General features: G+C 71.4%; 11 protein-coding genes. All 11 read right to left on the minus strand.

The window, feature by feature from the left end; translation table 11 throughout:
- Positions 1-2: 2 nt before the first annotated feature.
- Positions 3-341, minus strand: coding sequence for a P-II family nitrogen regulator (locus ACH35V_RS11455; RefSeq protein WP_395971869.1), 339 nt, complete (start codon positions 339-341; stop codon positions 3-5).
- Complete coding sequence (locus ACH35V_RS11460) at positions 338-1,681, minus strand: ammonium transporter (RefSeq protein ID WP_395971871.1); 1,344 nt, start codon at positions 1,679-1,681, stop codon at positions 338-340. Before ACH35V_RS11460 ends, ACH35V_RS11455 begins: the two co-directional genes overlap by 4 nt.
- 171 nt (positions 1,682-1,852) lie before the next feature.
- Positions 1,853-3,013, minus strand: a complete 1,161-nt coding sequence (ftsY, locus tag ACH35V_RS11465; RefSeq protein ID WP_395971872.1) for a signal recognition particle-docking protein FtsY — start codon at positions 3,011-3,013, stop codon at positions 1,853-1,855.
- A gap of 356 nt (positions 3,014-3,369) precedes the next feature.
- Complete coding sequence (locus tag ACH35V_RS11470; RefSeq protein ID WP_395971873.1) at positions 3,370-4,023, minus strand: DivIVA domain-containing protein; 654 nt, start codon at positions 4,021-4,023, stop codon at positions 3,370-3,372.
- A 5-nt stretch (positions 4,024-4,028) separates the two neighbouring features.
- The gene (locus ACH35V_RS11475) at positions 4,029-5,240 is read right to left on the minus strand and encodes a globin domain-containing protein (RefSeq protein ID WP_395971874.1); all 1,212 of its coding nucleotides are present in this window, start codon (positions 5,238-5,240) and stop codon (positions 4,029-4,031) included.
- A gap of 6 nt (positions 5,241-5,246) precedes the next feature.
- Positions 5,247-5,654 carry a globin domain-containing protein gene (locus tag ACH35V_RS11480; RefSeq protein WP_395971875.1) on the minus strand — a complete coding sequence of 136 codons (408 nt, stop codon included), beginning with the start codon at positions 5,652-5,654 and terminating at the stop codon, positions 5,247-5,249.
- A gap of 311 nt (positions 5,655-5,965) precedes the next feature.
- Positions 5,966-9,652, minus strand: a complete 3,687-nt coding sequence (gene smc / locus ACH35V_RS11485) for a chromosome segregation protein SMC (RefSeq protein ID WP_395971876.1) — start codon at positions 9,650-9,652, stop codon at positions 5,966-5,968.
- Positions 9,653-10,414: 762 nt separating this feature from the next.
- Positions 10,415-10,612: a hypothetical protein gene (locus tag ACH35V_RS11490; protein ID WP_131967557.1), complete on the minus strand. Its 198-nt coding sequence runs from the start codon at positions 10,610-10,612 to the stop codon at positions 10,415-10,417.
- 178 nt (positions 10,613-10,790) lie between these two features.
- Positions 10,791-11,090, minus strand: a complete 300-nt coding sequence (locus ACH35V_RS11495; protein WP_395972053.1) for an acylphosphatase — start codon at positions 11,088-11,090, stop codon at positions 10,791-10,793.
- A gap of 32 nt (positions 11,091-11,122) precedes the next feature.
- A complete protein-coding gene (gene mutM, locus ACH35V_RS11500) occupies positions 11,123-12,016 on the minus strand; it encodes a bifunctional DNA-formamidopyrimidine glycosylase/DNA-(apurinic or apyrimidinic site) lyase (protein ID WP_395971877.1) in 894 nt (297 codons plus the stop codon).
- A complete protein-coding gene (gene rnc, locus ACH35V_RS11505) occupies positions 12,009-12,794 on the minus strand; it encodes a ribonuclease III (RefSeq protein ID WP_395972055.1) in 786 nt (261 codons plus the stop codon). The genes mutM and rnc overlap by 8 nt, the downstream gene beginning before the upstream one ends.
- Between the last annotated feature and the right edge of the window lie 338 nt (positions 12,795-13,132).

Consider the following 13,132-nt stretch of genomic DNA (forward strand, 5'->3'; position numbering starts at 1 on the left):
GCCTAGAGGGCTTCGGGGCCGGTTTCGCCGGTGCGGACGCGGACGACGGTGTCGACCGGGACGGCCCAGACCTTGCCGTCGCCGATCTTGTCGGTGCGGGCAGCCTTGACGATCACGTCGATGATGTCGTCGGCGTCCTCCGCTTCGACAAGGACCTCGACGCGGAGCTTGGGCACCAGGTCGACCTGGTACTCGGCGCCTCGGTAGACCTCCGTGTGGCCCTTCTGGCGGCCGTAGCCGCTGGCCTCGCTGACCGTCAGGCCCCGGACGCCGAAGGCCTCCAGGGCCTTCTTCACGTCGTCCAGCTTGAACGGCTTGATCACCGCCGTGACGAGCTTCATCCCTTTGCCTCCACCTTCGTGCCGCCGGGGACGCCGGAGACCGGGGCGGGCGCCGCCGCGGTCGCACCCGAGCCGATACCCGCCCGGATGGTGCCGAAGTCGTACGCCGTCTCGGCGTGCGCCGTGCTGTCGATGCCCGCTGCCTCGTCGTCCTCGCTGATCCGGAAGCCCATGACCAGGTCGATGACCTTGGCGATCACGTAGGTGACGGTGAACGAGTACGCGAGCGTCGCGAGGACCGCCACCGCCTGCTTGCCGAGCAGCGCGAACCCGCCGCCCGCGAGCAGGCCGTCCGCGCCGGCGTCGTTGACCGCCGTGGTGGCCAGGATGCCGATGAGGAGCGCGCCGACGATGCCGCCGACCATGTGGACGCCGACGACGTCCAGCGAGTCGTCGTAGCCGAGCTTGTACTTCAGGCTGACCGCGAACGCGCAGACCGCGCCCGCGACGAGGCCGAGGGCGATGGCGCCGAGCGGGGTGACGAACGCGCAGGCGGGGGTGACTGCGACCAGCCCGGCGACGATGCCGGACGCGATGCCGAGCGTGGTGGACGACCCGTCCCGCAGCTTCTCCACGATGATCCACGCGAACGCGGCGGCGCAGGTCGCGGCGAGCGTGTTGACGAACGCGACGGCCGCGGTGGCTCCGGCGCCGAGCGCGGACCCGGCGTTGAACCCGAACCAGCCGAACCACAGCAGCCCGGCGCCGAGCAGGACGAACGGCAGGTTGTGCGGCCGCATCGGCTCCTTCGGCCAGCCCCTGCGCCGGCCGAGGACGAGGACGAGCGCGAGTGCCGCGACGCCCGCGTTGATGTGGACGACCGTGCCGCCCGCGAAGTCGAGGGCGCCGAGGTCGAAGAGCCAGCCGGCCTTCTCTCCGTCCGACCACCAGACCCAGTGGGCGATCGGGAAGTACACGAGCGTCACCCACACGAGGGTGAACACGACCCAGGCGCCGAACTTGGCGCGGTCCGCGACGGCGCCGCTGATCAGCGCGACGGTGATGATGGCGAACGTGGCCTGGAAGGCCGCGAACACCAGTTGCGGGATGCCGGTGCCGTCGTCGGCCGTGGCGGCGGTCTCCAGGCCGACCAGGCCCCAGTCGCCGAACCCGCCGATGAACGAGCTGAGCCCGCCGCCGTCGCCGAACGTGAGGGAGTAGCCGTAGACGACCCACGCCATTCCCACGACGGAGATGCTGACGAAACTCATCATCATCATGTTGAGCACGCTTTTCGCGCGGCTCATCCCGCCGTAGAAGAAGGCAAGTCCGGGCGTCATCAGCAGGACGAGCGCCGTGCTCGTCAGCATCCAGGCGGTGCCACCGCTATCGATCTTCATCTCTGAGAGAGTCCCTCCTCGCCAGGGGAACGTGACTGCTCAGAGACTCGGGCGCGGCGGTTTCGGCTGAGGGGCTCCTACGTTTCCGCGGTGTGAAACCCGGTCCCGGCGTGTTTCACCGGTGTTTCCAAATCCTCACAAACCGCATTTCTGCAATATTGGCCCGCTTTTTCAGTCTCCCAGGATGGCGTCGACAAAGGCCTCGGGCTCGAAGGGGGCGAGATCGTCCGGTCCCTCGCCGAGCCCGACGAGCTTGACCGGGACGCCCAGCTCCCGCTGCACCTGGACGACGATGCCGCCCTTCGCGGTGCCGTCCAGCTTCGTCAGGACGACGCCGGTGATGTTGACGACTTCGGCGAACACGCGGGCCTGCTGCATGCCGTTCTGCCCGGTCGTGGCGTCCAGGACGAGCAGCACCTCGTCGACCGTGGCCTGCTTCTCCACGACCCGCTTGATCTTGCCGAGCTCGTCCATCAGCCCGGTCTTGGTGTGCAGCCGCCCCGCGGTGTCGATGATCACCACGTCGACCTTGGTGTCGATGCCCTGCTTGACGGCGTCGAACGCGACGCTGGCGGGGTCGGCGCCCTCGTCCTTCCGGACGACCTGCGCCCCCACCCGGTTCGCCCACGTCTCCAGCTGGTCGGCGGCGGCGGCGCGGAACGTGTCGGCGGCCCCGACGAGCACGGTCTTCCCGTCGCCGACGAGCACGCGGCCGAGCTTCCCGCACGTGGTCGTCTTGCCGGTGCCGTTGACGCCGACGACCATCAGCACGGCGGGACGCTCGCCGGGCGTGTCGGTGTGCAGCGACCGGTCCAGGTCCGCGCCGATCTGCTTGACCAGCTCCTCCTTGAGCATCTCGCGGACCTCGCCCGGGCTGCGCGTGCCGAGGACCTGCACCCGCGTCCGCAGATCATCGGTGACCTGACGGGCCACGGCGGCGCCGAGGTCGGCGGTGATCAAGGTGTCCTCGATCTCCTCCCAGGCGTCGTCGTCGAGCGTCTCGCGCGACAGCAGCCCGAGCAGGGTCTTGCCGAAGGTGTTCTGGGAGCGCGCGAGCCGCGCCCTCAGCCTGACCAGCCGTCCCGCGCCCGGCGGCGGTTTCTCGATCTCGATCGTGGGCCGCGGCGGCGGAACCTCCGTAGGCGGCGCCCGCTCAACGGTGGAAGCGCCGCCCTCCGCCTCATCGACGGCGGTAGCGCCCCCCGCCCCCTCGGCGGGACGTTCGCCCGGACGCTCGGCAGGAGGCCGCCCCCGACGCGGGCGCACCAACAGGACACCGCCGACGATCAACCCGACGACCACCAGCGCGGCAATGACGATCAGATATTCCATAGCGCCCCCAGTTTTCCAGAAGCCACCTACCCAACGCGCCAACCCCCTGGAACCCCACGGCCAACCCCCCGGAACCCACGGGAGACCACGGGAACCCACGGCCAACCCCCGGAACCCCACGGCCAGCCCCCTGGACCCCACCGGCCAACCCCTGGAACTCCACGGACGAGACCGCACCAGCCACCGCCGCAACCCCGCAACAACCCAAACCGTCGCGATCGCGTCCGAAGGCAGGTTTCGAGCCTGCGAGAAACCTGATCGCGCAGCGAGCCGCCAGGCGAGCCGAAGCGATGCAGCGATCGCACCGCGTTTCTCGACGATGGAGGGCCCCCAGGGCCCGAAGGAGGAGAAAAACGCTAAGGCAACGCAGCGCGTTCGGAGTTCTCCCATTCGTCGACGTTGCGGAGGAGCGCTTCCAGGTAGGAGCGCAGGTGGGTGCGGTAGACGTCGCTGTAGGTGCGCAGGTAGGCGATCTCGCGTTCCATCGCGCGGCGTTCGTCGTCCGGCAGGGCCCGCGGGCGGGCGGAGGAGGCCCGTGCGTGCTGTTCGGCGGTCCGGACGGCGGCGTCGGCGACGGCGGCTGCCTTGCGGTGGGCGTGTTCCAGCATCTGCTCGGCGCGTCCCTTGGCGTCGGACAGGATCGCCTCGCGGTGCAGCCGGGCCTCGTGGGCGAGTTCGCGGGTGTAGCGCTCGGCGTCCGCGACGTACAGGTCGGCGGTCTGCTGGGCCTGCGACAGGATCCGGACGGCCTGGAAGTGGGCGTCCTCGGGCGCCAACACGCCGTTCCCGCCGGCGGCCTGGGCGCGGAGCCGGTTGACCTCGTCGCCGAGCGCGGCCTTGTCGTTGAAGACCTGGACGAGTTCCCGCTCGACGTACGCCAGGAAGGCGCGGACCTCCTCCTCGTCGTAACCGCGGCGGCCGAGCGCGGCGCGGGCGAATTCCACCGACCGGAGCTCGCCCGGGGTCAGCCGCGTGCCCTCGGTAACGACGGGAAGGTTCGGTGGGTTCAACGCGCTCACCTCTGTGCGTCTGCGAAGGTTTCCAACCGGATGCGGTCCCGCGGGACGCCGAGCAGCGCGAGCTGCTCGGCGGTGTGCCCCACCATCGCGGGGGGCCCGCACACGTACGCGTCGTGGTCGTCCCAGGGGCCGCGCCTGGCCACGACGTCGGACAGGTTCCCGTGCTCGACGTCGCCGTCGACCGGGGACGGTCCCGGCTGGGGGCCCGCCTCGAACCATGACTGCGTTCCCGGCTGCGGTCCCGACTGGAGGACGGGCGAGAACCCGTGCCCGCCGGATTCCTCCGACACCGCGGGGACGACGGTGAGCCAGGGGAACTCGCCGGCGAGCTTGCTCAGGTGCTCCAGGTCGTACAGGCCGTCGCGGGTCCGGGCGCCGAAGAACAGGTGGACGCGCGGCGGGCTTTGACGGCGGGCGATCTGCTCCAGGATCGCCTTGAGCGGGGCCAGGCCGGTGCTGCCCGCGATGAGCATGACGTCCCGTCCGGACGACTCGTCCAGTGTGAGGGTGCCGACGGGGGCGCCCATCCGGACGCGGTCGCCGGTCTCGGTGGCGCGCACGAGGACGGAGCTGACCGGGCCCCCGTCCACGAGCCGGACGTGGAAGTCGACGCTGTGGTCGGGGCGTGGCGCGTTCGCCATCGAGTAGTAGCGCCAGTGCCGCAGCCGGGACGGCACCTCGAGCGCGACGGACTGGCCGGGCTGGTACGGCAGCGGCCGGTCGGGCTGGACGCGCAGGACGGTGATGTCGAACCGGCGCCGTTCGACCGCGACGACCTGGCCGTTCCACCAGGCGGGCCTGGTCAGGGAGTCCTCGTCGGCGGCTTCCAGCATGACCTTGGCGAGGAGGGTGTAGGCGGCGGTCCAGTCGCTCTCGATCTCGTCGGACCAGGTGTCCCCGGAGAAGTGCCGGAGCGTGGCGACGAGGCTGGCGCCGACGTGCGGGTAGTGCTCGGCGACGATCCCGAACCTGCGGTGGTCACGGCCGAGCTGCTGGAGGAACGGGACGAGGTTGGACAGGTCGTCGACCTGGGCGACGATGTGCCCGAGGGCGCGCAGCAGCTTGTCGCGCTGGTGGCTCATCCCGATCGGGAACATGTCGCGCAGGTGCGGGTTGCGCACGAACAGGTCGGAGTAGAAGAAGAGCGCGACGGCGTCGCCTTGCTCGGCGACGTGCGCGAAGTTGTCTTTCAGGCGCTGGGCGTCCACGTCGTATCAGGAGACGAGCTCCGCGGCGGCCTCGGACATGACCTTGGCGACGAGGCCGTAGGCGGCCGTCCAGTCGTGTTCGAGGTCCTCGGTCCAGGCGGGCCCGCTGAAGTAGGCGAGGGTGGCGATGAGGCTGGCGCCGACGGGCGCGTAGTGCTCGGCGACGACGCCGAAGCCGTGGTGCCGGCGGCCGAGGTCCCGCAGGAACGGGACGAGCTCGTCCTCGTCGTCGACGGTCGAGACGATCTGGGACAGCGCGCCGAGCAGGAGCTCGTGCTGCCTGGTCATCCCGGCCGGGAACATCGACCTGAGCTGCGGTTCCCGCGCGAAAAGGTCCGCGTAGAAATATTCGGCGACGTCCGCGCCGTTCACGGCCACCAGGGCGAAATTGTCTTTGAGTTTCTGCGGATCCACGGACATCACCCTTCCAGCGGTTCTCCGCACCGGGCGGGGGTGCCCGGCAAGGGGGGAGCCGGAGAACCACGGTGCCTATGCGTAGTGGATGGGTCCAAGGCACACAAGCCCGTGAGCGTCGCCGCGCCGTCACGTTCGGTGCATCTTGGCCGCACGGACCATCCCGTTACCGGCGCAAATGCCCCCGTGCCAAACCGTTATAGGACGCCGAAAATACAGCGGACCAGATCCAGGGACCGTCCGAAATATGGACCATCGGACGATGTAACGTTCCAGGGAAAGGTGGCGGATATCACCCGCCCATAGGAAATTCAGGCGCGCTCGTGCAGCCGCTGGCTGACGACCTGGGTGACGCCGTCGCCGCGCATGCTGACGCCGTAGAGGGCGTCGGCGCCCTCCATCGTCCGCTTCTGGTGGGTGATCAGGATGATCTGGGACGACTCGCGCAGCTCCTCGAAGACGGTGATGAGCCGCTGCGTGTTGGTGTCGTCCAGCGCGGCCTCGACCTCGTCCAGGACGTAGAACGGCGAGGGCCTGGCCTTGAAGACGGCGACGAGGAACGCGATCGCGACCAGCGACCGCTCGCCGCCCGACAGCAGCGACAGCCGCTTGACCTTCTTGCCGGGCGGGCGCGCCGCGACCTCGACGCCGGTGGCGAGCATGTCGTCCGGCTCGGTCAGCGACAGGCTGCCCTCACCGCCGGGGAACAGCCGGGCGAAAATGCGTTCGAATTCGCGGGCGGTGTCGTCGTAGGCGGCGGCGAACACCTGCTGGACGCGTTCGTCCACCTCTTTGACGAGGCCGAGAAGTTCCCGCTGGGTCTTCTTCAGGTCTTCCAGTTGGGAGGTCAGGAACGCGTGCCGCTCCTCCAGCGCGGCGAACTCCTCCAGCGCCAGCGGATTGACTTTGCCGAGCTGGTTGAGCTGCCGTTCCGCGACTTTGGCGCGCTTTTCCTGGACGGCCCTGTCGTAGGGGACGGGCTGTGCTACAGCGCCATTCTCCCCGTCCGGGCCGGTGTCTTTCTCGGGGTCGGGCGGGACGGGCTGATCGGGCCCGTACTCCGACACGAGCGCCTCGACCTCCAGGCCGAACTCCTCCAATGCGCGCTGCTCGAACTGCTCCAGCCGGAGCCGTTGTTCGGCGCGGGCGACCTCGTTGCCGTGGACGACGTTGACGAGCCGTTCGAGCGTCCCGGACAGTTCGCGCACCTGCGCCCGGACGACCTTCACCTCGGCCTCGCGGGCGGCCTTGGCCTGCTCGGCGGCCTCCCTGCGCCGGACGGCGGCGGCCAGGGAGTGCTCGATGCGCTCCAGGGCCGTCCGCGCGCCCTTGAGGACGGCGTCGGCGACCCTGGCCTGCTGCTCGCGGCGGGCGCGGCGCTGCGCGGCGCGGGCCCGTTCCTCGCGTTCGCGGCGGGCTCCGCGTTCCAGCGCGTCGGCGCGTCCGGCGATGGCCTGGACGCGCTCCTCGGCGGTGCGGACCGTCAGCCGCGACTCCATCTCGGCGGCGCGCAGCTCCTGGCAGCGGGCGTTCAGCTCGTCGCGGGCGTCGGTGTCGTGCCCGGCCTCGTCGGCGACCTCCGCGGCCTCCTCCGACTCGGCGAGCCGCATCGCGAGCTCGTCGGCCGCCTCGGTGTCGCGCTCAAGGGACTCGTTGGCCGCGTCGAGCGCCTTCGTCAGCCGCTCCGCCTCGCCGCGGGCGGCGCGCACGTCGGCCTCCAGGCGGGCGGCGCGCTGGGCCTCCTGAGCGGCCTGCGCGTCGAACTCGCGCAAGCGCGCGCGGACGCGGTCAAGCTCGGCCTGGGCCTGGTTCACGCTCGACTGGGCTTCGGCGGCGGCGGCTTCCGCGCCCTCCAGCGCCGCCTGTGCGGCCTGCTCACGCTCTATCGACAGACTGAGGTCCTCGGCGGCTGTACTCGCCGCCGTCTCGGCCGCAGTCAAGTCCTCAGCGGCCTGATCCAACGTCGCGCGCATCTGCAGAAGACTCTGGCCGCCGCCCGCCGCGCCTCCCTGCGCCCAGTGCGCGCCCACGAGTTCGCCGTCGCGGGTAACGGCCCGCACAGACGGTTCCCTACGGACGAGCGCAGCCGCGGTTGGGACGTCGTCCACCACGGCCACATCACGCAGTAGATGCTCAACCGCAGGACGCACAGAATCCGGCACGTTCACTGCATCGACCGCATAGTCGACACCTTGGACCCGGCCCCACGGCGTGGCCGCTCCCCCGCCGATGAGCAGCCCGGCCCGTCCGGCATCGCGCGAACGCAGCAGCGTCAGCGCGGCCTCAGCGGTGTCGAGCGAACCGACCGCGATGGCCTCCGCGGCGTTCCCGAGCGCCGCCGCGACCGCCGTCTCATACCCGGGACGGACGTTCAGCAGCGACGCCACCGTCCCGAGAACACCGTCGAGCGAACCGTCCGAACCCGCCGACAGCAGGGCCTCCCCGCCGTCGGCGGCGCTGGACAGCGTCAGGTTCAGTGCCTCGATCCGGGCCTGCAGCGCGGCGACCTTCTTCTGCGCCGCCTGGTCGGCCGAACGGGCCGAGCCCACGGCCGTCCGGGCCTCCTTCAGCGCGCGGCACGGACCGTCCACCCCCGCCCGCGCCGACTCGGCGGCGTCCTTGGCCGTGGCGAGCGCCTCCTGGACGGCCTCATGCTCCGCCGCCAGCGCCGGATCCTCGACGACCTCGGCCTCGAACGCCTCGAACTCGGTCTGCGCCGACTCGGCGCGCTGCCCGGCCTCTTCCCGCGCGTCGGCGAGCCGCCCGATCTCCGACCGCCCGGCCTGCGCCTTGCTGCGCAGCGCCTCGACGCGTCCGCGCAGCCGGGCCAGCTCCTCGCGGCGGTCGGCGGCCGCTCGCGCGGCGGCCTGCAGCCTGCGCTCCTCGGCCGCGAGGGCCTCCTCGGCGCCCGACCGCTCCTCCACCGCGCGCGACAGGCCGTCCTGCGCCTCGTCCAGCGCCGCCCGGAGCATCTCCTCCTGCTCGCGGATCTCGGCCGCCTCACGCTCCATGTCCTCGGGATCGCGCCCGCGCCGGTCCTCCTCGCGCGCCTCGGCCGCGTTCCGGTGCCGCTCGGCCGCGAGATCCGCGACGCCGCGCAGCCGCTCCTTCAACGCCGACAGCTGGAACCACGTGTCCTGCACCTGCGCGAGCCTCGGCGCCTGCTCGGCCTCCTCCGCCTCCAGCACACCCTCGCGCTCCTGCGCCTCCGCCAGCGCCCGCTCCGTCTCCGTGCGGCGCTCCCGGATCGCGGCCTCGTCCGCGGCCTCCTGGTCCAGCCTCGTCCGCAGCGTGACCAGATCGTCGGCCAGCAGCCTGAGCCGCGCGTCCCGCAGGTCGGCCTGGATGACGGCGGCCTTGCGCGCGATCTCCGCCTGCCTGCCCAGCGGCTTCAGCTGCCGCCGCAGCTCACCGGTCAAATCCTGGACGCGCGTCAGGTTGCCCTGCATCGCGTCCAGCTTGCGGAGCGCCTTCTCCTTCCGCTTGCGGTGCTTCAGGACGCCCGCCGCCTCCTCGATCACCGCCCGGCGCCCCTCAGGGCCCGAGTGCAGGACGCGGTCGAGCTGCCCCTGCCCGATGATCACGTGCATCTCGCGGCCGATGCCCGAGTCGGACAGCAGCTCCTGGATGTCCAGCAGCCGGCACGCGTCGCCGTTGATCGCGTACTCGCTCGACCCCGACCGGAACATCAGCCGGCTGATCGTGACCTCGGTGTAGTCGATCGGCAGCGCGCCGTCGGAGTTGTCGATCGTCAGCACGACCTCGGCGCGCCCGAGCGGCGCCCGGCTCGCGGTGCCGGCGAAGATGACGTCCTCCATCTTGCCGCCGCGCAGCGACTTCGCGCCCTGCTCCCCCATCACCCAGGCCAGCGCGTCCACGACGTTCGACTTGCCCGACCCGTTCGGCCCGACGACGGCCGTGATGCCCGGCTCGAACTTCAACGTGGTGGACGACGCGAAGGACTTGAAGCCGCGCAACGTCAGATTCTTCAGGTACACGCGTGCTCCGTCCCCCTTCTCCACACACGGGCCGACAACATCCGTCGAACGATACTGTGTTTGCTGCGTTTCTCTCCTCCTTCGGGCCCGGGGGCCCTCCATCGTCGAGGAACGCTGTGCGATCGCTGGCATCGCTCCGGCTCGCCTTGGCGGCTCGCTGCGCGATCAGGTTCTCGCTTCGCTCGAACCTGCCTTCGGACGCGATCGCGACGGTTTGGGTGTGTGCGGGGCTGGGGTGGTGGCTGAGGTGGGTGCGGCCATTGGTTGCGCAGTTTGCGCCGCTGCGGGTGACAACGGTCTTCGCGGACGTTCGGGTACCCCGATGCCAGCAATTGCCACAAAACCGTCAGGGTCGGACAAACCGAAAAAGGGCCGATGTTGACCGAATCTTGACTGGTTTCCGATGGGGCGTCGCGGGGGTGCGCGGAAATGGCGAACGTCCCCGCTTCCCAGAAATGGACGAACGGCGACCGCGTCCATACCTGGACGGGTCAGGTTTTGCCTGCTTGGACCGGGCCTCAGCCGGGGTCACGGGTCGTGCGGCCGGAGGCGCCCAGCGCCGGAGGTCGCACGACCCGCCGAGCCGGGCGACCGCAGCGCCACGCCGCAAACCCGCACGGTCACAGCAGACCCGCGCCGTGGCGTGAGGATCGACCGGCTCGCTGACGGGGGTTCCAGGGGGTCGCCCCCCTGGGTAGACAGGCATAACTAAGGGACGCCAAGTGGCGGCGTCCCTGTTCAATCTTGAGAAGCGGGCGCCGATCAGGTCAGCGCCGGTTCACGGTCCTTCACCGGAAGCGACATCACATCGTCGTCCGTCGCCGTCGCAAGCGCGTCGTTCTCCGCCTGGAGCCGTACGAGCTCGGCTTCCAGATCACGTACGCGCTGCTGAAGGCGCCGCATCTCCGCGACCATCCGGGGGTCGGGACCGCCGACGTGGCCGAGTAGAGCCTTCGCCATGACTAAGGGTCCTCCACGCTGAGTAACCAGCAGGGATCGCGCACGAGAATCTGCTGAAGTCGGTGCGCGTATCGTCTAGAGTCGCACCGGCCGGTGTCCTGGTCAAGACGCACATCACAGGCCGGTAACAACCTTCCTCTACTAGTTTAGCAGGTATAAACCAGGGCTCCCTACCCAGTCACCGCTCGTGGAAACCGGGGGCCTCGCCGCGTGGTCCGGTCCAACGCTCGGTGACGCCGGTGACCTTCCCCGGACGGGCCGCCTCGGGGTCGTCGCCGTCCAGCAGCTCCAGGAGGCGGCGGCACTTGGCCCGGGGGCCCTCGGCGACGACCTCCACGCGCCCGTCGGGCAGGTTGGCGGCGCTGCCGGCCAGGCCGAGCTCCAGCGCCCGCGACCGCACCCACCAGCGGAAACCGACCCCCTGGACGCGGCCGCGCACCCAGGCCGTCAGCCGCACCGTCTCGTCGTCGGCGTCCATCGCGTCCCCCGTTCCGGTCATCGATCCACGCCCTAGTACCGTGCCCGCCTGGGGCGCGGCTGGCACACGGGGCAGCTGTAGGACGAGCGGTTCATGAACTCGTCCCGGCGGATGGGCGTCCCGCAGCGGCGGCACGGCTCGTCCCGCCTGCCGTAGGCGTCCAGCGAGCGCTCGAAGTAGCCGCTCTCGCCGTTCACGTTGACGTAGAGCCTGTCGAACGAGGTGCCGCCGACCTCCAGGGCGGCGCCCATGACGTCCTGAGCAGCCTCCAGAAGGCGCGCGGCCTCCGCCCGGGTCATCGTCTCGGTCGGCCGCGCCCAGTGCAGCCTCGCCCGCCACAGCGCCTCGTCGGCGTAGATGTTGCCGACGCCGCTGATCAGCGACTGGTCGAGCAGGGCCCGCTTGATCCCGGTCCTGCGGCGGCGGAGGGCGCGGAAGAACGCCTCCGCGTCGAAGGCGTCCTCCAGCGGGTCGGCGGCGATGTGGACGATCGGCTCCGGGACGAGCCCCGACCCGTCGACCTCGTCCGGCGCCAGGTCGGCGACCATGAGGTGCCCGAACGTCCGCTGGTCGACGAACCGCAGGTCGAGGCCGCCGTCGTCGAAGACGATCCGGACCCGCAGATGCTTCTCGCGCTCCCGGTCCGGCTCGCCGACGAGCAGCTGGCCGCTCATCCCGAGGTGGGCCAGGAGCGCCTCCCCCGGCGGCCCGTCCCCGTCGGCGCGGAGGGGCAGCCACAGGTACTTGCCGCGGCGGCGGGGCGGCAGGACGGTGCGTCCGGCGAGGCGGCCGGCGAAGTCGGCGGGGCCCGCGTCGTGGCGGCGCACCGCCCGCGGGTGCAGGACCTCGGCGGACGCGATGGCACGGCCCGTCGTGAACCGGTCCATGCCCCGCCGGACGACCTCGACCTCGGGAAGCTCAGGCACCGGCCTGGGCCGCCTGTCCGGCCTGCTCGTCCTGTCCGGTCTGCTCGTCCTGTCCGGGCTGCTCGTCGGCGGGCTGCCGCCCCTGGCCGGCCCGCTCGCCGGCGGCCGCCCGCGGCTGGCCGGGGGCGTCGCGCTGGACGACGATCTCGCGGATCTCGTTCCAGGCGGCCTCGGCGGCGTGCTGCTCGGCCTCCTTCTTGCTGCGGCCCTCACCGGACCCGTACGTCCGCCCGCCGACCCGCACGGACGCGCGGAACGTCTTCTGGTGGTCGGGGCCGCTCTCGGCGACGTGGTACTCGGGGACGCCGAGCTCCTCCACGGCGGTGAGCTCCTGCAGCGAGGTCTTCCAGTCCAGGCCGGCGCCGAGGCCCGCCGAGCGGGCGATCAGCCCGTCGAAGAGCCGGTGCACCAGCGCGGACGCCTCGTCCAGCCCGCGGTCCAGGTAGACGGCGCCGATCAGCGCCTCCAGCGTGTCGGCGAGGATCGAGGCCTTGTCGCGGCCCCCGGTGCCCTCCTCGCCGCGGCCGAGCCGGATGTGGGCGCCGACGCCGAGTCCGCGCGCGACGCCCGCGAGGGCGCGCATGTTGACGACGGCGGCGCGCAGCTTGGCGAGCTGCCCCTCCGGCAGGTCCGGGTGGCCGCGGAACAGGGTGTCGGTGACGACGAGTCCGAGCACCGAGTCGCCGAGGAACTCCAGGCGCTCGTTGGTGGGCAGGCCGCCGTTCTCGTACGCGTACGAACGGTGCGTCAGCGCGCGTTCGAGCAGCTCGGCGCTCATTTCGACGCCGAGGGCGCCGGTCAGTTCGGCGCGATCCGGCGCCGGATCGCTCTTCTTTCCGCTCACGGGCCCTCCTCGCAGGCCGTGTACCGCGCATGGCGCGGTCGCGTCTGGGGCGCGCGGCCTGGGCGGCCGGGCCGGCGAGGACGGGCGAGGAGGGTCCGCGAAGACGAGGTGCGCGCCGGTCGGCTGATCCCGGCGTGCACCACGGCTCCGGGCGCAGTGAACCGTCCTCCAGCCCCCACCCGCCGCCATTCAACGGACGAGCTTCGCTCGACGGTCCGTTCAGTCTCCGCGCCTGTCACCACGCCGGCGTCGCGCGCCGGGTGGTCGGATGC

The organism is Actinomadura sp. 1N219 (assembly GCF_044326405.1).
Classification (GTDB): Bacteria; Actinomycetota; Actinomycetes; order Streptosporangiales; family Streptosporangiaceae; genus Spirillospora.

Bases quoted from the DNA above. Each gene is read 5' to 3' on its own strand.
- ACH35V_RS11495 (WP_395972053.1), bottom strand. From the start codon at position 11,090: ATGGACGCCGACGACGAGACGGTGCGGCTGACGGCCTGGGTGCGCGGC.
- ACH35V_RS11460 (WP_395971871.1), bottom strand. From the start codon at position 1,681: ATGAAGATCGATAGCGGTGGCACCGCCTGGATGCTGACGAGCACGGCG.
- ACH35V_RS11455 (WP_395971869.1), bottom strand. From the start codon at position 341: ATGAAGCTCGTCACGGCGGTGATCAAGCCGTTCAAGCTGGACGACGTG.
- ftsY (WP_395971872.1), bottom strand. From the start codon at position 3,013: ATGGAATATCTGATCGTCATTGCCGCGCTGGTGGTCGTCGGGTTGATC.
- rnc (WP_395972055.1), bottom strand. From the start codon at position 12,794: ATGAGCGCCGAGCTGCTCGAACGCGCGCTGACGCACCGTTCGTACGCG.
- ACH35V_RS11490 (WP_131967557.1), bottom strand. From the start codon at position 10,612: ATGGCGAAGGCTCTACTCGGCCACGTCGGCGGTCCCGACCCCCGGATG.